This is a genomic window from Aeromonas salmonicida subsp. salmonicida (genome assembly GCF_001643305.1).
In the GTDB taxonomy this organism is placed as follows: domain Bacteria; phylum Pseudomonadota; class Gammaproteobacteria; order Enterobacterales; family Aeromonadaceae; genus Aeromonas; species Aeromonas salmonicida.
Window position 1 is genome coordinate 1 of the sequence record NZ_LSGW01000050.1, and the last position, 25,999, is coordinate 25,999.

Below are 25,999 nucleotides of genomic sequence, written 5' to 3' on the forward strand. Positions count from 1 at the left end.
ACCCGCAGGCTGGCAAAATCAGTTCGTGAAAGGAGCGCTTCTAGCACCAGGCACTCGGCCTCACGAGCTTCACTGCGATTCTGGCGAGGCTTGCCGCTTAGCTTGTTGACCTTCCCACTCAGGTTGGCCAAAGTCGGGAGCAAAGTAGGCTGTGCGTAATAGTGGCGCACCCGCTCGATCAGCTCCTGAATGAAGTAAGGGAGGGGCTTTTTCGTTTCCGGAGCCTTGAAGAGATGCCATGCGGGAGAGGATGGCTTGTGACCACACCGATTCCCCGAGCCGAGCCATTTCCCAGGGTGCGGATAATGGGCTCTGCCCCACATGAATGCGGCATCTTTTGGCAAATTGGTGTCAGCAGCGCAGCTTATGCCCTCTTGAGAGGGTTGCTTGAATGCCTGCAAATCTAAATGCGGCACCCTATACTCCGTGCAACGCAAGGAGCCATAAAATCAAGGACGCCATTCAAATTGCAGTACTGCAACCGGTTCAGCAATGCCATATTCGCAACTCCAAAAGGTCAAAAAAACACCAGCGATGGACAGTGAGAAATGGCAGCGGCTTGCACAAAAATATTGAAGTGCTATTATTGCCACAGAGCATTCACACGTTCCACTCGTAGGAATGTGAAAAAATCAGTAGTGATTACGTTCTGGTTAGAAGCTCATAACAACGTCCATGATTATGTTTATATTTGCTCTCGAATGCTGTTCTGATCGCCAAATCTCTTAGCATTCACCTAATTCCCGGCCTTGTGCCGGGTTTTTCGTTCAGTGTCTAGTCAAAGCGAATAGTGACCTCTCTGAATCCAATATCCTGGGCGTCCTGAAGCGCGCCATTCAGCCGCTTATATACTTTTGTTTCATTGTCTCGCGCTTTGGTGATCTGCTCTTCGCCCCCGTTGGCCTTATCGAAAACCAGAACGTATTTTCCAGGCTCAACAGGCGCAGGCAGTATCCTTGCCGCCAGCAACAGACCTTCCTGAAACAATCTTCTCAGAAGCTTTATTTCCACTCCATCCCTCGCACAAGCAAAGCAATCAATTACGACAACAATACACTATTGTCTCGACATTTTACAGTATGGATCAAGCAAAAAGATACTATGGAACCTTTTTGGTACCAAAAAGGTTCCGATTTAGTGCTTGCTACAACGGCACCGATACAGTATAAAAAGAGTACCGGATCGGTGTATAAACAGCACCAAAATAGTACAGGAACGGTATCAATGATCATTCTTATAGGCAGTCAAAAGGGAGGTTGTGGAAAATCAACCACAGCCGTGAATATTTGTGCAACATTAGCGAAAAATGGCCAAGATGTCGTTCTGGTTGATGCCGACCGACAATGTACGGCAGCCAACTGGGCAATGGACAGATCCACCAATAGTTCTCTTTCTGTTGTTCATTGTGTGCAGAAATACGAGAACATTAGAGAAACGCTTCAGGACTTGGATAAGCGCTATGAGTATGTGATCGTCGATGCGGCTGGCCGCGACAGTCGGGAGTTACGTACAGGTATGACTGCTGCACATGTCCTATTAGTACCGTTTCGTCCATCACAACCAGATCTAGACACGCTGCCCAACCTCCAAGAAATTATCACCCAAGCTAAAGACCTTAATCCAGAATTGCTTGTATACGGATTACTGACTATGGCTCCAACCAACCCAATAGTTCATGAAGCAGACGAAGCACGAGAATATTTGCAGGACTACCCGGAAATTAAGTTGCTTGAAACGATAATCCGGGACAGAAAAGTATTCCGAGATGCCATGAGCGAAGGCATGGGCGTAGTGGAGATGGGTAATCCTAAAGCAGCACAGGATATTCACTCTCTGATGAAGGAAATTTTTTAATGGTAAAACGCAGAGAGCCGGCAAGTACAAAACGCGAACCCACACAAGAAGAGATAGAGGCCTTTGCTTCAGGTGCTGATGGTGGAGACACGAAGCCAAAACAGGAAGAAAAAGCTACTCTTAACCCTAACGCCAAGCGAGAATTCAAAGCTATTCGAGTACCTTTTAACGAGTTTGAGTATTCCAAGCTCGACTCACTCGCGAACAAGACTGGACGAACCAAACTTAACGTGATCCGCTGGGCCATTTTGAAGTTAGCTGCAGAAGTTGAGATGAGCCCTAATGCTCCAGATGACAGAGCTTGACCTGATATAACGAAGTCAGACTAATCGCTGCCATAGAATGCTGAGAACACTCTATGGCAGCTAACCCAAACCTTGTAACCCCAAGGAATGAGCTATACAACATAGTACCCTTCACGTTCGCGTTTTAGAAGCACCCAGCAGCCCAAACGACTTGTTGGCATTCGCCTTTCTATCCAGCCCCCATAACCAATGGGCTCTTATTGACCCTCATTGGTGCCGCTACGATTCAAAATACCCCCCTTTTGATACCAACGGGGGTATCTAATGAACTCAGTTAATCAAATTCAAATTCAACGTTTTAAAAGATTATTTCCTGAACTTCCATCTGAGCTGGCAGGGGTCGTACTGCTTTATGCAGCGGGGGCAACTCAGGCCGATATCATTGGTATTTTTAAATGCTTATCGAGGAAGCAAGTAGCTGATATGTTGCACCGAGCTAAAAGAGAACTTGATTTACATTCCGTGCAAGCTATACGGGTGGTTGTGCACAACCGACTTTATTTTGCAGTTCTTGAGCGCCTTAATTTTTAAAAAACTAGTTTGGCTTGGGCCATACAAAAAAGCCCCCAAGCCAATTATTTTTTTAAAATCAAACAACTAGCTTAGATTAGCCTCAACCATTGCAATGACTACGGCGTTAACAGCTACCCCCCCCTCCAAAAGTTTATTTCAAAAAGTCAAGGGGCACAGTGCTCCTAGAAAAGCTATATCTAGGGTTGTACCGTTGCAGAGGTAAAACATTCTAAGGAATTCTAAGCCTAGCAACGACTGCTGGAAACGTCCTTACCAGCGATTAGGAAAACAGATGCTTGCGAGAAGTTCCTCCATTCCAGCTGTTTACCCCACTTTAAATTAAAAATTAAAAAAACACACACGGTGTATTTCAAATATACGATCAGGCTGGCGACATTTCTGTTATTGTTGATGAATTATTTAAATGTAAAATACACTCATTCATCCCGTTATTATATATTGAAAGGGGCGAATATAAAAACATTGCATACTCTAATTTTTGCTCACTGAATTTATAGGATTAACTCATGGACAATACGATAGAGTTTTATCTGAAAAATCCAATTATAAAGCATGATGTTGGAATCCTTTTGGTCAAGGATATCCAGCATCGATTTGTTGCATCTAACAGTGGTTTCTCTATTTTTTCTGGTCTGCCGCCAGAAAATTTGATTGGGCTTAGTGACTTTGATATGCCCTGGTCTGAACAGGCCAAAATCTATATATCACATGAAAAAGATATTCTTTCAGGTCTTAGTTATAACGTTATTGAGCCTCTACTTGGTATAAAAAGAGCGAACCTCGTAACCCAGAAAAAGATCATTTATGATCGCACAGGGCTTCCCAAGGGAACCATAGCCACAGCACTCCCCCTTGATATGGATATCGACTTTTGTAACCTTTCTGGCACGAGTGATATTCTCAGAGTTGCAGACTACGGCATGAATCTCACAAAAAAAGAGTCCCTTGTACTCTACTACTTCATAAAGGGATTCCAACGAAACCAGATTGCAAGTCTGGCCAAGATAAGTACTTCCGCCTTCGATTTTCACATTTCAAACATTAAAGGAAAATTTTGCGTCAATACCACTAATGAGTTAAAGGACGCTGCTTACTCAAGGGGGTTGCAAGATATTATTCCATTTGTCATTAAGAGGTAGTGTTGAGCTAACATTTTGAAAACTGGATAATAATAAAAGAAAAAACACATTCTAATATCTAGCTATAACTCATCATTTAAAAAACCTATGATAATCTCATAGGTTTTTTTTGCTTCTTTTTGCACTCATGAATATTTATGGGAAAATCAATTCGAATTTGGAATTTGGAATTTGGAATTTGGAATTTGGAATTTGAATTGATTTTCACGGTGATCACTATGTCAGGTAAATATAGAGATACAAGCACTGTTGTTCAGCTCCAAGCCGACCTGAATAAGCTTCTAACAGAGTCAGCTCAACGCTCTGGTAGAACCAAGGTGCAGGAGGCTTCATTGAGGCTCCGAGATCACCTCATGCATTTTTCAGATATAGCTACCGAGGGTAAGCGCTTCCCAGTCAAGACAAGTGGGGCAAATGATTAGTCGCCCAGATACAAGACTCTGGTTATCGGGAGTCTTGTATCGGTGCGATTAATGCACCGAACATAACAATTCACATGGAGAATTTTTGTATGAATGTAGCTCTTCAAGAACGGACACAACTCAACCCAAAACACCTGTTGCGGGTCATGGCACTCATGGCGGTCGCGGTCCTGGTGACCCTGCTTACCTTCGGTCAGGCTCATGCTGTCGACATGCTGGCTGGGCAATCAGGTACCGTCAACGATACCTTTGGGGCCAACTCGACCGTCGCCAAGTGGATCATTTTGGCTGAAGTAATTATCGGGGTTGCCTCCTATATCAAAACCAAAAACCTGCTGCTGCTGTTTGGTGTCATTATCGTGGTTGTATTCACCACTGTTGGCTTCCAGTTGGCCGCATAATATCGGGTGGCACTATGCAATCGGAAGACAGTATTAATAAATACCGCTTTCCGAAAACCTTGAGTGAACAGCGTCGCTTCCTCGGATTACCGTATGACGAAGCAATACCCACATTTATTCCACTCGCATGGGGACTTTATGCGGGCAGCCAAATGCTGGGTATTTGTGCGGCGGCGCTGATTTGGTTTGCGATTAACACAGCAAAAAAAGGGCGAGGGTCAATGTGGCTCTACAACATGCTCTATTGGTATTTCCCGACCGCCCTTTTTCGCGTGGTATTCAAAACCATCCCTGACTCCAGTTTTCGGCAATGGATTAGATAACAATGGAATTATCAGCTCGTGACTCAACCAACAAGATGGTCGCTATCGTCATTGTCGCACTATTGCTACTGCTGACGCTTAGCCTGATATCGACCATTTTTCTGGTCGTCCAGAATAGATATCTCTCCACACACAGGGAGAAAATTGTCACACCGATGGCATATAACGCCCCGTTCGTGATATCCGAGGCCAACAGTAGCGCCTCCCACATGCAAATGATGGCGCTCTCGTTTATGGCGCTGCGGCTGAATGTCTCCCCCGCCACCGTCGATGCCCAGCATGATTTTTTGCTCGGCTACGTGAAAAGCAGTGCGCAACCGGATTTTAAACTCGTCCTTGCCAAGGACGCCCAGCAAATAAAGCGCAACGAGGTGAACTCGGCCTTTTATCAAACCCGACTCCTGGTATTCCCTGCCCAAAATCGCATTGATGTCCGGGGGGTGCTTAAAACCTGGATTGGTAATGGCAAACCCCAGTCTGAAATAAAAGACTATTCAATCCAGATCGCCTATGAAAACGGGGTAACCAGCATCGTTAAATTCTGGGAGGTGACAAATGACAAACCGTAAGCCGTTTCATCCATGGCGATGGCTCCCTCTCCTGGTGCTCGCCGTCGCCCCCACCACCATGGCCGCCACCGCGGTTACCCTGACCTTTTCGCCAGGTGGACACCTGGATTTGCCGATCAGCAATGTTAATCCCAACCTGATCGTGGTGCCCGGTGATCGCGTGACCAACATCAGCAGCGCAGCGGGCCTGTTGACCGACAAGAAAAACACCCAGGCAGGCGCGGCACTGTTCTCCACCGCCAGCGACAAGCCGTTCACCCTCTATGTCGAAACCCGGCTGGGCCAGGTGTTTTCTATCAATGCCACCCCGCGAGCCACCGAGGGGCGCAGTTACCGCCTGTTTCCCACCACCCCGACACCCCGCCCGGTCGCCAAGGTGTGGGAAACCGCCCAGCCCTACGAATCCATGCTGGTTGCGCTCAATCGCGCACTGCCAGAAGGTTACGGCCCCGCCAGCATCGACAAAGAAGCCCCCTTCACTCGCGCCGGGTTACAGGCCACGCCCGATTCCGCATGGGATGGCAACGCATTGCACATTGTGCGCTACCGCCTGACCAACCCGCTCTCTGTGCCGGTGGTATTGCGCGAACCGGATTTCTGGATGCCTGGTACCCGCGCCATCATGGTGCACCCCAGATATCAGCGCCTGATCGCCGGGGCATCGACCTGGCTCTATGTGATCCGCACACAGGAGCACACCGATGGCCAACATTAATGCGATAACCAAGCGCAAACAGATCATGCTCGCCTCATCCGTCGCGCTGATCGTCGTCGCTGGCGGTGCGGGTGGGTGGTATCTGTCCACCATGGATCAGCGCAACGCCGCCAAGGCGGCCCAAAGCGAACCAGCCCCAGACATGACCGGGGTCGTCAATGCCCAATTTGATGACAAGGTACAGCAGTCGGCTGTCACCGAGTTTCAGCTCATCAACAAGGAAGTGCGCCAGCAGCTGGCCGCCATGCGCACAGAAATGGCCATGATGTCCCGTGAGCGCAAAAATGATCAGGAGCGTCTGGCCTCACTGGAAGCCGAAAACAAGGAGCTCAAAGCCGCCACCGCCTCCGGTCCCTCGCTACAGGCCCCCACTGGCGAACCCGCCCCCAGCTCGGCAAATCCGGCGCAAATGGCCAACGGCAACATCCCGCCGCCAACCGCCTTTTATCCCGGCATGGGTAACGTCCAGCCAGGGCAAATGACCATTCAACCAATGGCCCCGGTGCAGCCGGTCAATGCCATCGATTCCACCACGTTCAGTTATGACGACGACCAGCCCAGCCAGGCCCCCAGGTACCCCTACATTCCGTCCGGATCATTTGCCAAGGCGGTTGTCATTGAGGGGGCAGATACCAACGCCGCAGTCACCGGCCAGCAGAACACCTCCCCGATGCAACTACGCCTGACTGGCAAAGTGCAAATGCCAAACGATCACGAATACGACCTGACCGGCTGTTTTGTCACCCTGGAAGCGTGGGGGGATGTCTCCAGTGAGCGGGCCATCGTCCGCACACGCGGGATCAGCTGTAAAAAGAGCAACGACGTGATCGACCAGAAGATCGCCGGTCACGTCTCGTTCATGGGAAAAAACGGCATCAAGGGCGAGGTCATTATGCGTAACGGCCAGATCCTGGGCTGGGCCTGGGGGGCAGGCTTCATTGATGGCGTGGGTAAGGGCATCGAAAAATCAGCCAGTCCGCAAGTGGGTATCGGGGCTACCGCGACCATGAATGGCGGCGACATAGCCAAAGCAGGCATAGGCGGCGGCGCAGGACAGGCGGCCAAAACCCTCTCTGACTACTACATCAAACGCGCCGAGCAGTACCACCCCATCATCCCGATTGGTGCGGGCAATGAAGTCACGATGGTGTTTCAGGACGGGTTCCAGCTCGAAACCATCGCCGAGGCCGCACTCAAAAAAGCCAATAAAGCACCGGTGCCACAACAGGACGATGTGTTAGCCGATCCCACTGTCACCCGTTCATTCAAAGACATGAAAGTGGGCGATCTCGTTGACCCCCCACTCCATCAATGAGGATAACCACCATGAAACGATTTTTATGCCTGTCCGTATTCTGTGCCCTGCTGGGCGGGTGTGCGGGTAGCGCCAGCGAGTTTGAATGCAATGCCACCACCAGTGACCGTTGCATGACCATGGAGCAGGCGAACGAGATGGCCCGCAAAAAGACCGAAGGGGACACCAGGGGAAAGCAGGCTGCGGGCGGGTTGCCCGCCCTGGTTGAGTTGCCAGCTCCCTCTGTCTCGCCGCTCGAAACCCCCGTCATGACCTCCGTGCCCGCCCAATCTGCGACCACGATGCCCCCGTCAGCGCGCATCAGTCCGACGCCGCGCCCGCTCACCACCGATGCGCCGTCGTCCTCACCGCTGCGCACTACGTTGCCCGTGTTGAGCAATGAAGTCTGTGCGCCGCCGCGTTGCGACAATCTGGGCGAAGCCACGCCCCTGCGTCTGATAGATGCCACGGCTTCGGTCTGGATCGCCCCCTGGATTGATGCCTCCGACGTGTTTCACCAGCCCGGACGGGTCTCCTTTGTGGTCACGCCAGGCACCTGGCAGTTACCGCAGCAGTTAAAGTAAGGAGTCTGTTATGGATGTTATTACTGCAACCGTTGAGCGCCTTTTGGCGGCCATCAAAAAACCGGTAGGTGCGGTGCAAGCCAATAAGATATTGGGCGACCTGCACTATCCCCAGCTATCCAGTATGTTGCCATATCGCTTTTACGATGCCGATAGCGGGCTATACGTGAACAAAAGCACGGTCGGCTTTATGCTCGAAGCCACCCCCCTCATCGGGGCTAATGAGCACATCGTCCAGGTGCTCGATGATCTGGTCAAAAGCAAACTGCCACGCAAGGTGCCTATCTCGGTGCATCTGGTGTCGACCAAGGTTATTGGTGACCAGATTGATCACGGCATTGCCCAATTCAGTTGGCAAGGCAAACATGCCGAGCGCTTTAACCGCATCACGCGGGCCTTTTACCACAGCGCTGCCCATGGCCGGTTCGGCAGCCCCACCAATTTGCCGCTGACCTTGCGCGATTATCGGGTCTATATCTCCTATTGCGCCAAAGCCAAAAAACTCGACAAGACCGCGATTACCGAGCTGAGCCACCTGCTCAAAATTGTTCGCGCATCCCTGGAATCCGCCAAGATCGCCACCGCGCAGGTAGACCAGACGGCATTCGTGAACATCATCAACCAGATGGCCAACCACCGGCCCGAGCAGATCATCGCCACGCCCAAAAACCTCCAACAGTACGATGAACTCAATTTTCAGTGCCTTGACCGCAGCACCAGTCTCGAAGTGAAACCGGATTATCTGCTGCTAACCCTGGATGCGGGTGATGGCCAAAAATCCCGTGCCCGGATCATGAATTTCATGCTGGAGCAAAACCCGGACCTGTTCATGCTCTGGCAAGGGGGGGATAACATCAGCAACCTGCTCAGCCCCGATCTCTGCGTGGCCAGCCCCTTTGTGCTGACCATGACCCTGGAAGCCGAGGAGCAGGTGTCCACCCAAAACGAAGCCACTCGCAAATTCTTCGACCTCGATAAAAAGGCCAACTCCCCTTATGGCAAGCTCTTTCCCGGCGTGGGCAAACAGGCCCAGGAGTGGGGGGCGCTGCGGGAAAACCTCAACAGCAATAGCAGCTGTCTGGTGCGCTATTTCTTCAACCTGACCGCATTTTGTCCCGATGATGAAGAGGCGGCCCTCATCTGTGAACAACAGGTGATCAACACCTTCAAGAAAAACGGCCTGCACCTCTACAGCCCGGTTTTCATGCAGATGCGCAACTACCTGGCCATGTTCCCGTTCTGTGCCGGTGAGGGATTGTGGGATGATCTGAAAGCCTCCGGGGCCACCTCCCGCGCCGAAAGCACTCAGGCGGTCAACCTGCTGCCACTGGTCGCCGATAACCGGCTGTGCCAAAGTGGCCTGCTCGCCCCCTCCTACCGTAACCAATTGGCCTTTCTCGATATTTTCGACACGGGCCTTGGCAACACCAACTACAACATGGCGGTCAGCGGGACCTCCGGGGCCGGTAAAACCGGCCTGGTGCAACCCATCTTGCGCAGTGTGCTCGATTCGGGCGGCTCGGTCTGGGTATTTGACATGGGGGATGGCTACAAGAGCTTTTGTGAAAACGTCGGCGGGACCTATCTCGACGGCCAGAACCTCAAGTTCAACCCCTTTGCCAACATCACCAATATTCATGCCTCCGGTGAGCGGATCCGTGATCAGCTGTCGGTACTGGCCAGCCCTAACGGCAAGCTCGATGAAGTGCATGAAGATCTGTTGCTACGCGGGATCCTCAACGCCTGGAACGTCAAGCAACAAAAAGCCCGTATCGATGATGTGGTGGCGTTTTTAAAAACCGAACGCGACCATGAGCACTATGCCAATTCGGCCTCCATCACCTCGCGCATGGACGAGATCATCGAGCTGCTCGGCAAATATTGCTCAACCGGTATTTACGGGGAGTTCTTCAACTCAGACAGCCCCTCGCTGACGGACGATGCCAACATGGTGGTGCTCGAGCTCGGTGGCCTGCAGGACAAACCCTCCTTGCTGGTCGCCGTGATGTTCTCGCTCATCATCTATATCGAGGACAAGATGTATCGCTCCGACCGCAGCCTGAAAAAGGTGTGCTGCATCGATGAGGGCTGGAAACTCCTTAACTTCAAAAACGACAAGGTGGGGTCGTTCATCGAAACCGGTTATCGCACCGTGCGCCGTCATACCGGCTCGTTCATCACCATCTCGCAAAACATCAAAGACTTTGATGCCGATGACGCCAGCAGTGCCGCCAAAGCGGCCTGGGGCAACTCGGCGTTCAAGGTCGTCCTCAAGCAGGATGCGAGCGAGTTCAAGATCTACAACCAGAACCGCCCCAATCAGTTCAGCGAGCTCGAGCGCCTGGCCATCAGCCGCTTTGGCGATGCCAAGGATCAGTGGTTCAGCTCCTTCATGCTGCGCATCAATGACACCAGTTCGTTCCACCGGCTGTTTGTCGACCCCCTCTCTCGCGCCATGTTCAGCTCCAACGGCAAGGACTTCGAGTTTCTGCAACAGCGCCGAGCCGAAGGCGTCGACATTCACGACGCGGTCTATGAGCTGGCACTGCTGCGCTTTCCCGACGAGATGGAGGCCCTTGCATCATGGCACCATTAATTCCCCCGCCGCCCACGGACAACGCCCCCGCAACCAGCGCCCCCCGCCGCACAGGCAGGGGATGGATGCTGGCACTGGCGGTGCTGACCGCCCTCAACCTGGCTGCAACCGGCTGGCTGGCCCTGCACCGTACGCCAACCCCGGTGGCCTTTGATATGAAGGGCACCATCGATCAGTTCATGGAGCAATCGGCCAGCCAGTCCCTGACCGAAGCGCAAAGCAAGCAACTGGTTGCCCGCTTTACCCAGGCGCTAGATGCCAGCCTCTCCGTCTGGCAGCAGGAGCACCGGGCGCTCATCCTGGTTTCCCCCTCGGTGGTACGGGGGGCCGATGACATTACCCGCACTATCCAGCACGACATCGCCACCCGGATGCGAGCGCAGCTTGCCCAGCCAGCCACCACCTGGCATGAGGAGGCGCAATGAGGGCCGCCTGCGTGTACATCGCCCTGGCCCTCGGTGGTCAGGCCCATGCTGCCAATCTGGGCACCTGGGGCGATCTCTACCCCATCACCGAGCCGGATATGCTGACCACTATCCATGACCGCCTGCAGGCCATGCAGGAGAGTGGCGAACTTGCCGAGCAACAGGAGGCATTCAAGCAGCGGGTGATCAAAAACAGCCTGCGACCAGCTCCCGTCAGGGGGTTAAAGCTTGCTACCCAGAACAGTACCCATTTCATTGATCCCACCTTCGTGGTTGGACAGGATCTCGCAGATCACGAGGGTCGCGTTTTTGCACGCAAGGGCGACAAGGTTAACCCCCTTGATTCCGTGCCATTCCTCCAAACTCTCTTTTTCATTGATGCCGATGACGATCGACAAATCGCCTGGATGCGCAACCAACGTCCTGCAACACCTATTTACAAAGTCATTCTCGTTAATGGGGATATTCGCAAAGCGACTGAGCAGCTCGATACCCGCATCTATTTCGACCAAGAGGGTGTACTCAGCCAAAAATTTGCTCTCACTGCCGTTCCAGCGGCGGTACATGCGGCCCCCAATGGCAAGCGCCTGCAGATCGATACCTACGCGCTGGAGCAGACGCCATGATCTACCGCATTACGCTGACCCTGCTGCTGTTTGCAGCGCTCAACAGCCCCCCTGCTCGTGCTTCTGCAGTCGAATGCGAGGGCCGTTTTGTCAACCCCATCACAGACATCTGCTGGGAATGTCTGTTTCCGATCTCCATTGGAAGCATCGCGGTCTCCACCGGATCAGCACCCGATACCAGCAACCCCTCAATGCCCATCCAAATCTGCCCGATGGGGATTTTTTACCGTGTTGGCCTTGCCATCGGTTACTGGGAGCCAATGGCCCTTACGGATGTGACCAGAGCACCCTATTGCCTGGTTAACATGGGTGGTATCAGCCTCGGAGTGGGCAAGGTAGGAACCGGCACAGCTGGCCAAAGTGATAAAGATGCCCCGGGCGCTTTCTATCATGTTCACTGGTACAAGTACCCGTTGACCTACTGGCTCAACATCATCACCAGTATGGGCTGTCTGCAGGGCGGCGACATGGATATTGGCTATCTGTCCGAGCTGGATCCGACCTGGAATGACTCCTCTATCGCACTCATTTTGAGCCCCGAGGCCATGCTGTTTAACAACGTGATTGCCCAGGGGGCCTGCGCTGCCGATGCCATGGCCAGTGCCTTTGGCAAGCCCATCGACGCACTCTTTTGGTGTGCGGGCGCTCACGGCTCCATGTACCCCTTCACCGGCTACGTCAGCAATGAGTTCAGCCCCATGCAATCCTCCATTCTGCTCTCCGAGCGGATGGCCGCCAAGTTGCACCGCCAGGGCATGGTCATGAATTCCATCGGCAAAGACCGTGCCGTCTGTTTTGAGTACCCCTCAGCCATCGTTCCCAAAGAACGCTGGCGTTACCAAATGGTTAACAAGCACCCCGATGTGGCAGCCTGCCATCCATTTGGCCGCACCACTACCCGCTGGGGAACCGGCCACAACATGCCTAATGACCGGAAAAATTTCGGCTATCTGCTATGGCGCAAACGCAACTGTGTTTTTTTGTGAGGAATACTGATGAGAACCTACGTGCTTAGCGCTTTATTGATCTTGTTGGCTTCCCCCCTGCAAGCCAGCGAGCTGACCGCTGTCGATACCCAGCGGTTCATTGATGATTTGATTGCCAATCCGCCTTCACCTGAACAAATGCAACAGGCCACCGCTCTTGGCCATCAAGCAAATCAGCGTCAACTACCAGAGAACACCGAGTGGGCTAACCAACTTGCTCGTCAGCGAGATCTGCAAACACCGCAGGGTAAACCCACCCCGCAAGCCTTTTACTTTGTCTCCTTCTCAATCCCCGAGGAAGGGCTCAAACGTCTCATCCTCGATGCTGATGCTTTTGGCATCCCCGCCACCTTACGGGGAATGGTAAAGGGCGACATGCGAGAGACCGCCAACGCAGTGCTGCGCCTCGTCAACGAAGACAAACGCGGAGGCGTCCAGATTGACCCCAAATCATTTGGCACCTACGGCATCAACGCAGTCCCTGCCCTTGTTGTTACATGCAACGGCCAATACGACCGCATTGCTGGCAACCTCGCCCTGCGAGAAGCCCTTACCAAGATCGCAGAGTCCGGTGACTGTGCCGACACAGCCAAAGCCATCTTGGCCGCACACCCCTAATCGCAAGGAGCAATCCAATGACATTTTCTCGCCCGCTCTTGACGCTTTTTTTGGCTGCGATGTCATTCTCTGTCCCAGTTACCGCTAATGAGCAGTACAACCAGGGCAGCGAGTTTGCCAAAGGCATCAAAGGCCAAGAGCAGTCCGCAATTAGCGGCTTTGACCCTGCCGGTTCGCTACCCAGCTACACCAACGCACCGTCTGAGTCAGGCTATTACGGGGGCGTCACCAACACCTCGACCGATCTGACTTCACAAGGTAATGCCGCCCTGAACCAATCAGACGCAGGTAAAGCCATTACCGAGTCCATTCTGAATACACCATCCGACAACAAACCCAGCATGGATGCACCTTTCATCTCTGTGGGTACTGATGCTTAGGACAATGCCGAAAGCGTGACAGACGGCAGTTTTGATGGCTGCGTTGAACAAGAGGTGACAAGTACTGAATACACCAACCATGTTTGCTCGCGGGATACGCGGGTAGACCAATATTGCGCCCGCACCGCAACCATAGAAGGTGACTGGGTAGGCTCGACCTATGACTATCCCGTCACCATTCCACACAGTGCAATCAGATACGCAATATCAGGCTCAGACGTAACATTCAGTTTCACGGCGCCAGTGTCAGGAACAATGCGTTACGCAAAACTTCACTTCAACAGAAATAGGAATTGGACACATTACCCAACCTCAATTTCATTTCTTAATTCGTTTTATCCAGAATTTAAGTCAACAGGGGCGTACCCGTTACCCGGTGCGACGGGAATGAATGTGGTTGCCGGTGCTACGTATACAGGAACAATGAGATCAAACCACTCAACCGGTAGTGCGGCCTCATACTTATATCGATATTTTACCGAGGGTGATTACTATACCTATACAGTTGAGGCCACAATCACCGTAAACGACCAAACATTTAGCCCTAAAATAGTCTGGAGAGAAAGTTGCCCATTTGATAAAGCCGAGGGCGCATTAACCGGCTCCCAATGTACCGAGCCAGGCGGTAACAGGACTATTTATGTAGAAGGTAAGCCTTACACGATGTACAGCGATTGCTGGGCTTATAAAGACTCTTATTTGACTCAATCTCAAAGCGAAGGCTCATGCAGTCAATATATCAATGACCCTGCTTGTACCGTTGCCAATCGACAGTGCGCTTATGAGCTCGATGGCTTCTGTCTGCATGAAAACCTGACCTATTCCTGCGAGCACAAAACCACCGGTTCCGGTGTTATGTGCGGCGGGACGTTCTTCTGTAAGGACGGCAGCTGCGCACAGGCGGAGGCAGGCAAAAACAACGCCTTTCAAAAGGCCGTCTCTGAATTGGCAGCCGTTGCTGCAGCGGGCAAGGACGTTGCAGAACTCAATGGCGCAGACGTTCGTGCATTCACAGGAAAGGCCCAATTTTGTAAAAAATTTGCAGCTGGCTTCAGTAACTGCTGTAAGGATTCAGGCTGGGGTCAAGATATAGGATTAGCCAGCTGCAGCAGCGAGGAAAAAGCCCTTGGCGAGGCGCGCCAGCGCAAGCTCACCATCGATATCGGCGAGTTCTGCAGCAAGAAAGTGCTTGGCGTCTGCGTCGAGAAAAAGCGCAGCTACTGTGTCTTTGATTCCAAACTGGCGCAGATCGTCCAGCAACAAGGGCGACAGTGGCAGCTCGGGGTCGGCTTTGGTGGCGCATCCTCACCTGATTGTCGCGGGATCACCGTCGAGCAACTCCAGGCAATCAACTTCGACAACCTCGACTTCAGTAACTTTTACGAAGACCTGCAAAACGGCTCCACTGTCCCCGAGGACAATGCGCTACTCCAGCGCGTCCAGCAGCAGATATCAGGCTGGGCTCTGAGGTGTGGTATCCGTTCTCCACACCGAGCGAGCCAGCAGGCAAGCGTAGCGCGGCAGTGGGGGTGGATGTTGCCCGCCATGCTCATGTTGGCCATGCCGGTCTCTGCCGCCATCTCAGCCCCCGAGCGCAATGAGCCGCAGGGCTGGCAGTGGTATAACGAGCCCCAGGACAATACCGAACCGCAGGCACCGGCCCCGAAACAAAAATCGGCCAGCGAATTAAAAAAAGCCTATCAGCAAGCAACTCAGGAAGCGCTGGATAATGCCATCTTGAATAGCTCGCCAGATAATTTCGCTCGCTTTATGCGCTGGCAAAATTTCTGGACTGAGCGGGCGGGGAAATTTTCCCAGAGCGCCAAGTCGGCCATGCTCAAATACCCAGAGCTCGATTACAACCTCAAATACAGTCATTACAACGGCACAGTGAAAGAGCAGCTGTCCATGGACAAGCAAAAAGAACAGGCCGCTATTGCCAAGCTGGCCTCGCAATATGGCATTTTCTTTTTCTATCGAGGTCAAATGCCACTGGACAATCTCGCGGGTAGCATCATTGCCAATTTTGCCAAAGACAACAATATCAGCATTATTCCGGTTTCTGTGGATGGCGTATTAAATCCTGCGCTGCCAACGTCCCGTTTGGATGCAGGACAACGCCAACGCATGGGCATCAAGTTTTTCCCTGCGATCTTTCTGGTTGATCCCAAACAGCATACCTATCGGCCCCTCGCCTACGGGTTTATTACCCCGGACGATCTATCGCGCCAGTTTTTAAATGTCGCCACCGGCTTTAAAGGAGAATTTTAATGAACGACCTGGAAGCACTGGAGCAGTTGCAACTGCTGGATATCGCACAACTCACGCTGCTGGAGCAGGCACACTGGCGCTATGTCGCCTTTATGGGGATCTGCTGTCCCGATGACGCGCATCAGCACCAGGCCATCCTCGACCGGCAGACCTATCCCCAGTGGTATACCCACACCGACACAGGCCACCCCCGCATCACCGATGGAGGGGTCGCGGGATCCATGTCTGCCGTTTCTCACATGCCCTCCGAGGTCTGCCTTGCCTGGTATGAGGTCGACTTTTGCCAGACCGTTGGCACGCACTTCCGCGAGCGCCTCACGCAGGGGGAAAGCCTGTGAACACACTTCGCACGGTTGTACTCACCTCATGGCTGCTGTGCTTGAGCGCCACCGCCTCAACCTGGGATGATATCGCCCGCCTCGATGCAGCCAAAGCGGCTAGACAGGACACCTCGGCCCAGACGCGGGCTGCCGACCATCCCCCGTTTCGGTTAAGCGATGGCCGCGCCGTCCGGGTTGAAAACTGGAAGCTGGTGCTGTTCATGCAGTCCACCTGCTCCTACTGCCACCAGTTTGACCCGGTGCTTAAACAGATAAGCGAGCAAACCGGGATCGCCGTGTTCCCCTACTCGCTGGACGGTCGGGGCGACGCCGCCTTTCCGGCTGCGCTACCGGCTGGGCCGGATGTGATGGTCGAGTTTTTTAACAACGGCCTGCCCATCGCTACCCCCACGGTGTTCCTGGTCAACGTCAACACCATAATGACCTTCCCGATGTTTCAGGGCGCGGTCGCCGCGGATGTGTTTATGACGCGCCTTGATGAGGTGTTTCAGGTAGCCCTGAGCATAGGAGGCCGCCATGCGACCCGTTAAACAATTCGGTTATGCCGCCCTGATGCTGCTGAGCACCGCCGTCAATGCGGATGTGAACAGCGACCTGAACGATTTTTTCGGCAAGCTGGGCTTTGAAACCAACACCACCATGCCCCATGCCTGGCAAGGCCAGGCCGCAGGCTATGCCAGCGGCGGCTCTATTTACATGCGTACTGCTGTCAAGCAGGTGCAGCTGTTCTCGATGCAGGTACCCAGCCTCAATGCCGGGTGCGGCGGCATCGATGCCTATCTGGGCTCGTTTTCCCATATCACCGGCGACCAGCTCCAACGTTTCGTCAAACAGATCATGGGCAATGCTGCCGGGTACTTTTTCGATCTGGCCCTGCAAACCACGGTGCCGGAAATGAAGCAGGCCAAAGACTTTCTGCAAAAGCTCGCCTCGGATGTGAACTCCATGAACATGAGCAGTTGCCAGGCGGCACAAGGCATCGTTGGCGGGCTATGGCCAAAAACTGCAGTCAGCCAGCAGAAGATCTGCCAGGACATCTCCGGGGAACAAAACCTGTTCAGCGACTGGGCCGCCTCCCGCCAGGGCTGTACCCTCGGTGGCCAATATGGCAGCGTGACCGACAAGGCAGACGCCAAAAACAAGGATCAGGTGCTGAAAAACAAAAACCTGATGTGGGAGTCCCTGGGGAAAAATGGCCTGTTCAGCAGTAACCTCGAGCTCAAAGAGTTTGCCATGAGTTTGACCGGCACCTTGATCTTCGATGACAAAGGCGAGATCAAACCGCTTGTCGCGCTCACCACCAATGAGGACATCATCAAGGCGATGATGAATGGTGGCAGCGCCAAGATCTACGCCTGCGATACCACTTCGCTGTGCCTTAACCCGTCCATTCGACCGGTCTCTATCAGTGAGGCCAACGCCCTGAGCGGCCAGGTGAAAGCCATGTTGACCAGCATCCAGAACAAGGCGATCTCCGACTCGCCCCTGACCGAAAAGGAGAAGGGCTTTATCAGCTCGACCTCCGTGCCAGTGTTGAAATACCTCATCGATCCGCAATCACTCGGGGTGGCCAACAGCCTGCTCTACCAGCTCTCCGATTACATCAGTTACGACATTCTCATGCAGTACCTGCAGGAGTTGATCCAGCAAGCCAGGATCATGCTGGGCAGCAGCAACTACCCTGAGCCTGCCATCGAACAACTCCATCAAAGTCTTAATCAGTCCAGCCAGAACATCGCCGTGCTGCAATCGCGTGTCCAGATCAATCAAAGTGCGCTGATGGTCGTGGACAGACAGATGAGCTACATGCGCCAGCAGCTCTCCAGCCGCTTGCTGGAACGCTATCAATCCAACTACCGATTCGGGGGCGCAGGATCATAATGGACACTATCTACACCATCAGCGGCGGGGCATGGTTTCGAGACTCGCTCAATGCCGTGGCGGCGTTTACCCAGTCCAGCGGAGACTGGGTTTACCTCATCAAGATGGCCACCATCTTGTCGGTGATCATCGCCGCCATCACCTATGTGCGCACCCACGATCTGATGACCACGCTCAAGTGGGTCGCCGCCTTCGTGCTGGTCACCGGCGTGTTGCTCGGGAGCAAACGGTCTGTGCAGGTCATTGACATCTCCGACGCCACCGCCGTCTATCAGGTCGATAACGTGCCGGTGGGGCTGGTGTTGCCCGCCAGCCTGATAAGTTCGGTGGGTCACGCCATCACCGTCGCTTACGAGACGGTCTTTCACCAACCTGACGCCATGACCTACAACAAAACCGGCATGCTGTTTGGGGCCAATCTGGTCGGCAGCAGCACCGATTTTATGTCGACCAATCCGGCCATTGCCGGTCTGTTCTCCGATTATGTGCAAAATTGCGTGGTCGGCGACATCATGCTCAATCACAAATACAGCCTGGACGATCTGATGCGAAGTCCAGACCCATACAGCCTCATTTTCTCCCGCCCGAGTCCCCTGCGCGGGGTCTATGACCAAAACGGCAATTTCCAGACCTGCCAATGGGCAGCGGGCCAGTTACAAAACGCAATGAACCTCGACAGCGCCCCCGGTGGAGAGACGTGGTCTTACTATGTGCACAAGCTCTTTGGCGGCAAACCCAATGCCACCACCCTCTTTGGCACCATGATGGGCGACAGTTACAGCTTCTTTTATGGTGGCGGTCAGAGCGCCAGCGAGATCATGAAAAAGAACGTGACGATGAGTGCGCTGCGCAAGGGTATTACCAGTTACGGTGCTCGTAACGGCGATACCGCCAGCCTGGTCAACCTCTCTACCGAGTCCAGTTTTGCCAAGCTGCGCATGTCGCAAGCCACCGGGGCCAACATGGCGACCCACACCTTGCCCATCATGCAAACCGTGCTGTTTGGCATGATGATTGGGTTGTTCCCCATCGTCATGTTGCTGGCCATCATGAGTGTGCTCACCCTGGAAGTGCTCAAGGGGTATGTCTTCACCCTCGCGTACCTGCAGACCTGGCCAATATTGTTCGCCATTTTGAACAACGCCATGAACTTCTACCTGAAATCATCCTCGGGCGGCATCAACGTCACCCTCTCCAATCTTTCCCAGGTACAACAGCAATATTCCGATATTGGCACCACCGCAGGCTGGCTGGCATTGTCCATTCCGTTCCTGGCCTACGGCATTGTGAAGGGCATGGGCAGTGCGGTCTCGCAAGCCGGTAGCTATCTGGGCAATGCCATGCAAAGCGCATCGACACAATCGGCGTCGCAAGCGGTCGATGGTAACTGGTCGTTTAACAACATGCAGACCGACAACGTGACGGGCGGCAAGTGGGACACCAACTCCTCCTTTGCCAATGGCCAGATGACCGCCCAGACCAATAACGGCGCACTGGTGACGCAAACAGCGGGCGGTGGCAGTGTCTATAACTCATCCCCGGCCATGTCGAAACTGCCGGTTGATATCAACTTTGGCAAGGCGATGAGCAGTACGGCGCAGCGCCTCGCCAGAGAGAGTGAAACCCAGGCCGAAAGTTCACTCGCCGGGTACAACCATGCGGTCAACAGTGCCTTTAACCAGGCCAAGCAGTTCTCGACGCAGTCAGGCAACAGCAGCAGCATGACCACCGGCGCCGACAGTAGCCAGTCCACCTCACAAACAAAAGGGGCCAGCATGATGGTCTCGGCGGCCCAATCCTATGCCGCCCGCAACAACATCAGTGAAAACCAGGCATTTAACGAGCTGATGGACAAGTCGACCAGAGGCGAGGCTCATGTCGGAGGCAAAGTGCATGGCGATATCGATTCAGACAAGGCGGTTATCGGCAAGCTGGCAAGTTGGACCTTCGGTGCCTCTGCAGGTGTAGGCGCATACGCTGGTACCAGCAAAAACTGGAGCAACGGCTCCACTGACAGCACCACCCAGGGCGAACAACAAACCCGGGATCACTCTGCCGACCAGTCCAGTCAGGAGCTCAAGGACTTCCGCCAAGGCAAGGACATGGTGCAAAGCTACCGCGTGTCGCACTCTGGCAGCCAGACCGACAACACCGCCAATACTCAGCTTGACCAGCTGGGCGCAACCCTGAGCGTGGCTGACAGTCAGTACAGCCAATACACCTCGAGCCTGAATCGCAGCCACGAATACAGCCAGATGGCGTCAAGTAGCGACACCACCAGTGCCAACATGCAGAGCAACTACGCCCAGGAGTTTGTCGGCTACGTGCAGCAACACGCCCCGGCCAAGGCGGACGAACTGCTCACCAATACCGCCAGCTCGGAAGTCCGCGCTGAGCGCGAGCAGCTGGCAGGCCAGTTTATGGAAGACACACTGCGCTCGCGGGTAGAAGGAGACTATCAACAACACCGCTCATCGCTCACTGACGGCATGGAAACCGTTCAGCCACAAGGACCGTCAGGCAACAATACGATGGCCAGTCACACGGATAAATTTAATAAACTGGCCAATATGGCGGGAATAGCCGATGACACACAGCAACGGGTTGATAGTCAAATAGGTGATAACGGTCAGGTTATTTCACGAAATAATGATTCGATTAGCCATGCTCAGGATGATATATTAAGGGATCGCCAACATATTCAAACCGAACAACAACAAGCTACCGATACTTTTGAAAGTAAGCATGCAGCAGCTGTTGTAAACCAAGATAAAGAAGATCCCAGATCAGCCGAAGCAGTTAAACAAGCCAACGAGCTGCTTGATAAGGAGAAAGACAAATGATGATAACTAAAAAAGCAATCAATGATGACATTGCCTTTATCGTCGCTACATTGAAACATAAAGAGGTGACCATCCCCTCCTTCTTCTCTTGTGCGGGACCAGGCATAATCGTATTGCTTGGCATGGTTATATGGCAAATTTATGTTGCATTTCCTATTTTGCATCATAACTCAATGGCGAGAACCGATGCTTACGGTTCTGTCGGTGGTACATTGTTTTTAGGTTTTATGATTTTCATTACACTAACCAGCATGCGAGGAAAATATCTCTCCATGCCAGTGGAAATAAGAAAAAACAGCTTAATCGTCCGACTAACAAAACATAAAGCCATGTTTTATGTGGGTCTTTGGGTTGTAATTAACATTGTCGGTGGCGTATGCATAAAAATGTCAGCCTTATCTCCAGTAATATCCTGTGCTGTGCAACTTGTGGCATTAGTATTTATCTGGTTCATCGCTTTTGTCGATTTGGGTCGCTATGATCTCGCTGTTTTTAGCTCGGTGATCAAAGCATGGCGAGACGGTGATAAGTTAGATCCTGAACAATTGAAAGGGTTAGATATTTAACAACAAAAAGAGAGTACAACAATGATGAAAAAAACAGTTCTGGCCGTGGTGACGGTCTCCATGCTCGGTCTGGCAGGATGCTCAGCCGTACACACCGCAGTAGCCAAACGCAATCTCGATGTGCAAACCAAGATGAGCGAAACCATCTTCCTGGAGCCCGCCGCAGAGCGCACCGTATACCTGCAGATCCGCAACACCAGTACCGAGCAAGATCTGAGCCTTGAGCCCAAGTTGCGTCAGGCCTTGCAGAACAAGGGCATGACCATCTCCACCAACCCGGACACGGCGCAATACTGGATCCAGGCAAACGTCCTCTCGGTGGGTAAAATGAATTTGCGGGATGCCGAAAACACCCTCATATCCGGATATGGTGCCGGGGCCTTTGGCGCTGCGGCTGCTGCGGGGGTGGTCGGCTATAATAGCTCCTCTGGCGGGGCTGCTTTGGGCGCGGGCCTGGTCGGGGCGCTCGTCGGGGTTGCCGCCGATGCCATGGTGGAAGATACCAATTACACCATGGTCACCGACCTGCAAATTGCTGAGAAAGCTCCCAAGGGGGTCACCGTGACCACCGATAACATTGCCATGCTCAAACAGGGAACGTCTGGCGGTAAAGTGCAAACCAGCACCGCCCAGGGTGATCGCCATAAATATCAAACCCGCGTAGTGAGCAATGCCAACCAGATGAATCTGGAATTTAAAGACGCCAAAACGGCACTGGAAGACCAACTTTCAAAATCGGGCGCTGGCATATTCTAAGACCTGTTGACGGTTAATATCAGGGGGAGCTCCTCCCCCCTATCCTTGAGGCAATATCATGAGCTTAAACACCCGCGATGTGACGCAGGGCGGGCAAGTCGCGTTTATGCGTCTGCGCATGTTCCTGCAAATAAACAACATTCTATCCTATTGGCTTATTTTGTCCTTTATTGTCCTGACCGGGTCGATTTTATTTTATCGTGTCAGCACCCAAAACCTGATCAACGGTCTCATGTACTGGTATGCAACCACCATTGAACCGTTGCATAAATTCATGACCAATCCGCCGACCTACAAGATCCAATATTATGAGCGCGTCCTGCACTACAACACCAAGCAGATATTGAGTGATGCCTACACGGTCTATTGCGGACAGCTATTCAAGAACGAACTCATTATTGCCGCTTTATCCTCGATGATCATCGTGTTTGTCGCTGGCCTGCTGTTCTATTTGTATATTGGTATATTGGGCAAAAAGCAGAGTGAAGACGAGATAACCGGCGGGCGCACCCTGAGTGACAACCCGAAAAAAGTCGCCCGCATGATGCGTCGCCAAAAAGTAGCCTCCGATATCATCGTGGATGATCTGCCCATTATCAAAGACAGCGAAATTCAGAACTTCGCCATGCATGGTACCGTGGGTTCGGGTAAATCGACGCTCATGCGCAAATTTCTCGACCAGTGCCGTCAGCGCGGGGATATGGTCATTATTTATGACAAGGGCTGCACCTTTGTCGAAGAGTATTATCAGGAAGGCCGCGACATCATCCTTAACCCCCTGGATCAACGCTGCGCCAACTGGGATATGTGGGAAGAGTGCCAGACCTTGCCCGATCTCGAATCGGCAGCCACCACCCTTATTCCGATGGGCTCCTCGGAAGACCCCTTCTGGCAGGGCTCGGCCCGCACTATCTTTGCCGAAGGTGCCCACCGCCTGCGCACTGAAAAAGGGCGCAGCTATAACTTGTTCCTGCGCACCCTCCTGGCCATCACCCTCGATAAACTGCGCGAGTTTCTGGCAGGGACGCCCGCAGCCAACCTGGTTGACGGCAAGATAGAAAAAACCGCCATCTCTATTCGAAGCGTGTTGACCAACTACGTTAAGGCGATGCGCTATCTGCAGGGCATTGAGCGCAAAGGTAAACCCTTTACCATTCGCCAGTGGATGCAGGGCGTCCGTGACGGTGGTGAAAATGGCTGGTTGTTCATCACCTCCAACCAAAAACACCACGAATCCCTCAAACCCTTGATCTCGATGTGGCTCAGCATTGCCGCCAACAGCCTGCTATCAATGGGCGAAAACCGCTACCGGCGCGTGTGGTTCTTCTATGACGAGCTGCCCTCCCTGCACAAGCTGCCGAGCCTGCCGTTCATCATCGCCGAGGCCCGCAAGTTCGGCGGCTGTTTTGCGTTGGGCTTCCAGTCCTACTCGCAGCTCGAGGAGATTTACGGCAATAAATTTGCCGAGGCCATGTATGACCTGCTCAACACCAAGTATTTCTTTCGCTCCCCCTCTGCCTCCGTCGCCAAATTTGTCGAGGAGGATATCGGCGAAACCGTGCGCAAGAAGTTCTCCGAGCAGACCAGTTTCGGTGCCGATCAGGTGCGTGACGGTATCTCGTTTGGCAAGGATGAGGAGCGCGTCAATATTGTCAGCTACACCGACATTCAGATGCTCGACAACCTGGACTGTTTCGTGACATTACCTGGCAACTTCCCGGTGGTGCGCATGACACTCAAATTCGTGAAGAAGGAGAAAATTGCCGAGTCCCTGCCAGAGCGGGATATCCAGTCCAGCCTGGATCCCGAAGTGGACGACGAGATCACCCAGCGTCTCAACGAGACTGGCAAGATCTTCGACAACGTCACCCCCGGCGTACTCCCTGCGGTTGCCGCCCAGGCAGCAGCCACCTTTTCGATAGTGACCCACGCCACCGCGCAGCCCCCAACCCCAGTGACCGTGCCCGCTCAGGCGGTTCAAGCAACGGACACCGGCACCGAGACGGCGACAACGCAACCACCTGCCGGTCGTGACCAGGAGCTCACCATGCGCGACCCCCGACCTGCAGGCGTCGATGAAAACGGGGTGATTTACGACGAGGATCTCTACGCCGAGTACCAGAAATCCGCACAGACGCAGCAAGAAGCAGCGCGACGCGAAGAGGTCAACATTAACCATCACCATCAAGAGCTGGGTGGTGACGAGCCGGAGTTTATGTAAATGCTGTCACTTTCCACCATCAAGGGCAGCGCGGCCTACTACGCTGCCGAGGAAAACTATTACGCCATGGGCGAGCTCGAATCGGTCTGGATGGGGGAAGGGGCCGACCGCCTTGGACTGAGTGGCCCCATTGACGGGGCCGACCGCCTTGGACTGAGTGGCCCCATTGACGGGGCCACCCTCGATGCCATTGCCCAGGGTAAACTCCCCGATGGCACTGAACTCTCGCGCATCGTGGATGGCAAGCAGACTCACCGCACCGGCTATGACCTGACGTTTTCGGCCCCCAAGAGTGTCTCCGTGATGGCACTGGTGGCGGGTGACGAGCGCTTTCTGGCCGCCCACCATCACGCTGTGGCGGTGGCAATGAAGGAGGTCGAGGCGCTGGCCAGCACCCGCATCATGACCGATGGGGTATCGCGCACCGAGACCACCGGCAACATCGTGGCGGGCCTTTACACCCACGACACCTCCCGCGAACTCGATCCCCAGCTTCACACCCACTCGCTAGTGCTTAACGCCACCTGGGCCGAGGGCAAATGGCGGGCGCTGGCCAGTGACACCAAGACCAACCACGGTTTTTATGAAGCCATGCTCGCCAACCAGATAGCCATAGGCAAGGTGTACCGCCACGCCCTGCGCCAGGACATCGAGGCGATGGGCTTTGAAACCGAAGTCACCGGCAAACATGGTATGTGGGAACTCAAGGGAGTACCGACAGAACCATTCAGCCAGCGCAGTCAGCAAATCAACGAGGCTGTAGGCCCCGATGCCTCACCAAAATCCCGCGATGTCGCAGCGCTCGATACCCGCAAGGACAAGGCGGTTGCCGACCCCGATCTACTGATCGCCGATTGGCGTGATCGCCTGGGCAAAGCAGGCTTTGAACTGCCCCTCTATCTCGCCAAGGCCGACGAACGTGCCCAGGGATACACCGTCCCCACGCCAGCTGGCACGGATATCACCCAAGCCGTGAGCCAGGCGATATCCATACTTTCGGATAAAAAGGTACAGTTCTCCTACTCCGAATTACTGGCCGCCACGGTGAGCCAGCTCCCTGCCGAACAGGGGTTGATCACCCAGGCCCGCGAGGGTATCGAGCAGGCGATTGGGCGCGAGCGCCTCATCCCGCTCGACAAGGAAAAAGGGATCTTCACCTCCGATATCCATCTGCTCAACGAATTGTCCATCGCCCAGCTGGCCAACGAGTTCAACAAGCGCCCCCCGATAGCCACCTTTGCCGAGCGGGCAACCCCGCGTGATCGCCCCTATGCCGACGCCTACTCTGTGTTGGCCCAGGACAAGGCCCCGCTGGCTATCCTGTCCGGGCGGGGTGGCATGGCCCAAAC

At 53.7% G+C, this 25,999-nt stretch carries 27 protein-coding genes and 2 pseudogenes; 27 read left to right on the forward strand and 2 right to left on the reverse strand.

What is annotated here, in order from left to right; genetic code table 11:
* Window positions 1-416 (reverse strand): annotated as a pseudogene (locus AXW79_RS23290) (hypothetical protein); the annotation flags it as partial.
* Window positions 417-774: 358 nt separating this feature from the next.
* Entirely contained in the window at window positions 775-1,011 is a 237-nt protein-coding gene (locus tag AXW79_RS08020) for a hypothetical protein (RefSeq protein WP_005320938.1), read from the reverse strand.
* A gap of 90 nt (window positions 1,012-1,101) precedes the next feature.
* Here AXW79_RS08020 and AXW79_RS08025 point away from each other — a divergent pair, with 90 nt between their 5' ends.
* The 27 genes and pseudogenes from AXW79_RS08025 to mobF form a co-directional block, all read left to right on the forward strand.
* Window positions 1,102-1,854 (forward strand): AAA family ATPase, encoded by a 753-nt coding sequence (locus tag AXW79_RS08025; protein WP_231112214.1) that lies wholly within the window; start codon window positions 1,102-1,104, stop codon window positions 1,852-1,854.
* On the forward strand, window positions 1,854-2,159 hold the full coding sequence (locus tag AXW79_RS08030) for a hypothetical protein (RefSeq protein WP_005320934.1): 306 nt from the start codon (window positions 1,854-1,856) through the stop codon (window positions 2,157-2,159). Before AXW79_RS08025 ends, AXW79_RS08030 begins: the two co-directional genes overlap by 1 nt.
* A gap of 264 nt (window positions 2,160-2,423) precedes the next feature.
* Window positions 2,424-2,690 carry a hypothetical protein gene (locus AXW79_RS22810; RefSeq protein WP_129712403.1) on the forward strand — a complete coding sequence of 89 codons (267 nt, stop codon included), beginning with the start codon at window positions 2,424-2,426 and terminating at the stop codon, window positions 2,688-2,690.
* A 509-nt stretch (window positions 2,691-3,199) separates the two neighbouring features.
* Window positions 3,200-3,832, forward strand: coding sequence for a helix-turn-helix transcriptional regulator (locus tag AXW79_RS08035; protein ID WP_005320933.1), 633 nt, complete (start codon window positions 3,200-3,202; stop codon window positions 3,830-3,832).
* 218 nt (window positions 3,833-4,050) lie between these two features.
* Window positions 4,051-4,254, forward strand: a complete 204-nt coding sequence (locus AXW79_RS08040; protein WP_043144975.1) for a TraY domain-containing protein — start codon at window positions 4,051-4,053, stop codon at window positions 4,252-4,254.
* 89 nt (window positions 4,255-4,343) lie between these two features.
* On the forward strand, window positions 4,344-4,655 hold the full coding sequence (locus AXW79_RS08045) for a type IV conjugative transfer system pilin TraA (RefSeq protein ID WP_011899424.1): 312 nt from the start codon (window positions 4,344-4,346) through the stop codon (window positions 4,653-4,655).
* Between the two features lie 14 nt (window positions 4,656-4,669).
* Window positions 4,670-4,978: a type IV conjugative transfer system protein TraL gene (gene traL / locus AXW79_RS08050; protein ID WP_011899425.1), complete on the forward strand. Its 309-nt coding sequence runs from the start codon at window positions 4,670-4,672 to the stop codon at window positions 4,976-4,978.
* A gap of 2 nt (window positions 4,979-4,980) precedes the next feature.
* On the forward strand, window positions 4,981-5,547 hold the full coding sequence (traE, locus tag AXW79_RS08055; protein WP_011899426.1) for a type IV conjugative transfer system protein TraE: 567 nt from the start codon (window positions 4,981-4,983) through the stop codon (window positions 5,545-5,547).
* Window positions 5,534-6,262, forward strand: coding sequence for a type-F conjugative transfer system secretin TraK (traK, locus tag AXW79_RS08060; RefSeq protein ID WP_011899427.1), 729 nt, complete (start codon window positions 5,534-5,536; stop codon window positions 6,260-6,262). The genes traE and traK overlap by 14 nt, the downstream gene beginning before the upstream one ends.
* Entirely contained in the window at window positions 6,249-7,577 is a 1,329-nt protein-coding gene (gene traB / locus AXW79_RS08065; RefSeq protein ID WP_005320909.1) for an F-type conjugal transfer pilus assembly protein TraB, read from the forward strand. Before traK ends, traB begins: the two co-directional genes overlap by 14 nt.
* A gap of 11 nt (window positions 7,578-7,588) precedes the next feature.
* The gene (gene traV / locus AXW79_RS08070; RefSeq protein ID WP_005320906.1) at window positions 7,589-8,140 is read left to right on the forward strand and encodes a type IV conjugative transfer system lipoprotein TraV; all 552 of its coding nucleotides are present in this window, start codon (window positions 7,589-7,591) and stop codon (window positions 8,138-8,140) included.
* A gap of 10 nt (window positions 8,141-8,150) precedes the next feature.
* A complete protein-coding gene (gene traC / locus AXW79_RS08075) occupies window positions 8,151-10,736 on the forward strand; it encodes a type IV secretion system protein TraC (protein ID WP_005320903.1) in 2,586 nt (861 codons plus the stop codon).
* Window positions 10,724-11,161, forward strand: a complete 438-nt coding sequence (trbI, locus tag AXW79_RS08080; protein WP_011899428.1) for a type-F conjugative transfer system protein TrbI — start codon at window positions 10,724-10,726, stop codon at window positions 11,159-11,161. The genes traC and trbI overlap by 13 nt, the downstream gene beginning before the upstream one ends.
* Before the next feature lie 11 nt (window positions 11,162-11,172).
* Window positions 11,173-11,787 carry a type-F conjugative transfer system protein TraW gene (gene traW, locus AXW79_RS08085; protein ID WP_231112221.1) on the forward strand — a complete coding sequence of 205 codons (615 nt, stop codon included), beginning with the start codon at window positions 11,173-11,175 and terminating at the stop codon, window positions 11,785-11,787.
* Window positions 11,784-12,773 (forward strand): conjugal transfer pilus assembly protein TraU, encoded by a 990-nt coding sequence (traU, locus tag AXW79_RS08090; RefSeq protein ID WP_005320898.1) that lies wholly within the window; start codon window positions 11,784-11,786, stop codon window positions 12,771-12,773. The genes traW and traU overlap by 4 nt, the downstream gene beginning before the upstream one ends.
* A gap of 9 nt (window positions 12,774-12,782) precedes the next feature.
* Window positions 12,783-13,391, forward strand: a complete 609-nt coding sequence (gene trbC, locus AXW79_RS08095) for a type-F conjugative transfer system pilin assembly protein TrbC (RefSeq protein WP_005320896.1) — start codon at window positions 12,783-12,785, stop codon at window positions 13,389-13,391.
* A gap of 17 nt (window positions 13,392-13,408) precedes the next feature.
* Window positions 13,409-13,771, forward strand: a complete 363-nt coding sequence (locus AXW79_RS23695) for a hypothetical protein (protein WP_005320894.1) — start codon at window positions 13,409-13,411, stop codon at window positions 13,769-13,771.
* A 12-nt stretch (window positions 13,772-13,783) separates the two neighbouring features.
* Window positions 13,784-15,211 (forward strand): annotated as a pseudogene (locus AXW79_RS24040) (conjugal transfer protein TraN); the annotation flags it as partial.
* A gap of 111 nt (window positions 15,212-15,322) precedes the next feature.
* Entirely contained in the window at window positions 15,323-16,042 is a 720-nt protein-coding gene (gene traF, locus AXW79_RS24045; RefSeq protein WP_274607365.1) for a type-F conjugative transfer system pilin assembly protein TraF, read from the forward strand.
* Window positions 16,042-16,380, forward strand: coding sequence for a hypothetical protein (locus tag AXW79_RS08110; protein WP_011899430.1), 339 nt, complete (start codon window positions 16,042-16,044; stop codon window positions 16,378-16,380). Before traF ends, AXW79_RS08110 begins: the two co-directional genes overlap by 1 nt.
* Window positions 16,377-16,913: a type-F conjugative transfer system pilin assembly thiol-disulfide isomerase TrbB gene (gene trbB / locus AXW79_RS08115; RefSeq protein ID WP_011899431.1), complete on the forward strand. Its 537-nt coding sequence runs from the start codon at window positions 16,377-16,379 to the stop codon at window positions 16,911-16,913. The genes AXW79_RS08110 and trbB overlap by 4 nt, the downstream gene beginning before the upstream one ends.
* Window positions 16,900-18,264, forward strand: a complete 1,365-nt coding sequence (gene traH / locus AXW79_RS08120; protein WP_011899432.1) for a conjugal transfer pilus assembly protein TraH — start codon at window positions 16,900-16,902, stop codon at window positions 18,262-18,264. The genes trbB and traH overlap by 14 nt, the downstream gene beginning before the upstream one ends.
* On the forward strand, window positions 18,264-21,107 hold the full coding sequence (gene traG / locus AXW79_RS08125; protein WP_063639068.1) for a conjugal transfer mating-pair stabilization protein TraG: 2,844 nt from the start codon (window positions 18,264-18,266) through the stop codon (window positions 21,105-21,107). Before traH ends, traG begins: the two co-directional genes overlap by 1 nt.
* Complete coding sequence (traS, locus tag AXW79_RS08130) at window positions 21,104-21,673, forward strand: conjugal transfer entry exclusion protein TraS (protein ID WP_011899433.1); 570 nt, start codon at window positions 21,104-21,106, stop codon at window positions 21,671-21,673. The genes traG and traS overlap by 4 nt, the downstream gene beginning before the upstream one ends.
* A gap of 21 nt (window positions 21,674-21,694) precedes the next feature.
* The gene (traT, locus tag AXW79_RS08135; protein WP_005322181.1) at window positions 21,695-22,429 is read left to right on the forward strand and encodes a complement resistance protein TraT; all 735 of its coding nucleotides are present in this window, start codon (window positions 21,695-21,697) and stop codon (window positions 22,427-22,429) included.
* A gap of 58 nt (window positions 22,430-22,487) precedes the next feature.
* Window positions 22,488-24,650, forward strand: a complete 2,163-nt coding sequence (gene traD, locus AXW79_RS08140) for a type IV conjugative transfer system coupling protein TraD (protein WP_011899434.1) — start codon at window positions 22,488-22,490, stop codon at window positions 24,648-24,650.
* Window positions 24,651-25,999 (forward strand): MobF family relaxase (gene mobF, locus AXW79_RS08145; protein WP_155395642.1); only part of this gene is annotated, 1,349 nt, incomplete at its 3' end.

Excerpts from the sequence above, each read along its gene's own strand:
- traK (WP_011899427.1), top strand. The coding sequence starts at position 5,534 with ATGACAAACCGTAAGCCGTTTCATCCATGGCGATGGCTCCCTCTCCTG.
- traH (WP_011899432.1), top strand. The coding sequence starts at position 16,900 with ATGCGACCCGTTAAACAATTCGGTTATGCCGCCCTGATGCTGCTGAGC.
- AXW79_RS08025 (WP_231112214.1), top strand. The coding sequence starts at position 1,102 with ATGGAACCTTTTTGGTACCAAAAAGGTTCCGATTTAGTGCTTGCTACA.
- AXW79_RS08040 (WP_043144975.1), top strand. The coding sequence starts at position 4,051 with ATGTCAGGTAAATATAGAGATACAAGCACTGTTGTTCAGCTCCAAGCC.
- traB (WP_005320909.1), top strand. The coding sequence starts at position 6,249 with ATGGCCAACATTAATGCGATAACCAAGCGCAAACAGATCATGCTCGCC.
- traL (WP_011899425.1), top strand. The coding sequence starts at position 4,670 with ATGCAATCGGAAGACAGTATTAATAAATACCGCTTTCCGAAAACCTTG.
- AXW79_RS23695 (WP_005320894.1), top strand. The coding sequence starts at position 13,409 with ATGACATTTTCTCGCCCGCTCTTGACGCTTTTTTTGGCTGCGATGTCA.
- traC (WP_005320903.1), top strand. The coding sequence starts at position 8,151 with ATGGATGTTATTACTGCAACCGTTGAGCGCCTTTTGGCGGCCATCAAA.
- AXW79_RS22810 (WP_129712403.1), top strand. The coding sequence starts at position 2,424 with ATGAACTCAGTTAATCAAATTCAAATTCAACGTTTTAAAAGATTATTT.
- traT (WP_005322181.1), top strand. The coding sequence starts at position 21,695 with ATGATGAAAAAAACAGTTCTGGCCGTGGTGACGGTCTCCATGCTCGGT.
- traG (WP_063639068.1), top strand. The coding sequence starts at position 18,264 with ATGGACACTATCTACACCATCAGCGGCGGGGCATGGTTTCGAGACTCG.
- trbI (WP_011899428.1), top strand. The coding sequence starts at position 10,724 with ATGGCACCATTAATTCCCCCGCCGCCCACGGACAACGCCCCCGCAACC.
- traS (WP_011899433.1), top strand. The coding sequence starts at position 21,104 with ATGATGATAACTAAAAAAGCAATCAATGATGACATTGCCTTTATCGTC.
- traV (WP_005320906.1), top strand. The coding sequence starts at position 7,589 with ATGAAACGATTTTTATGCCTGTCCGTATTCTGTGCCCTGCTGGGCGGG.
- traF (WP_274607365.1), top strand. The coding sequence starts at position 15,323 with ATGTTGGCCATGCCGGTCTCTGCCGCCATCTCAGCCCCCGAGCGCAAT.
- AXW79_RS08030 (WP_005320934.1), top strand. The coding sequence starts at position 1,854 with ATGGTAAAACGCAGAGAGCCGGCAAGTACAAAACGCGAACCCACACAA.
- AXW79_RS08045 (WP_011899424.1), top strand. The coding sequence starts at position 4,344 with ATGAATGTAGCTCTTCAAGAACGGACACAACTCAACCCAAAACACCTG.
- AXW79_RS08035 (WP_005320933.1), top strand. The coding sequence starts at position 3,200 with ATGGACAATACGATAGAGTTTTATCTGAAAAATCCAATTATAAAGCAT.
- traD (WP_011899434.1), top strand. The coding sequence starts at position 22,488 with ATGAGCTTAAACACCCGCGATGTGACGCAGGGCGGGCAAGTCGCGTTT.
- traU (WP_005320898.1), top strand. The coding sequence starts at position 11,784 with ATGATCTACCGCATTACGCTGACCCTGCTGCTGTTTGCAGCGCTCAAC.
- traE (WP_011899426.1), top strand. The coding sequence starts at position 4,981 with ATGGAATTATCAGCTCGTGACTCAACCAACAAGATGGTCGCTATCGTC.
- AXW79_RS08110 (WP_011899430.1), top strand. The coding sequence starts at position 16,042 with ATGAACGACCTGGAAGCACTGGAGCAGTTGCAACTGCTGGATATCGCA.
- trbC (WP_005320896.1), top strand. The coding sequence starts at position 12,783 with ATGAGAACCTACGTGCTTAGCGCTTTATTGATCTTGTTGGCTTCCCCC.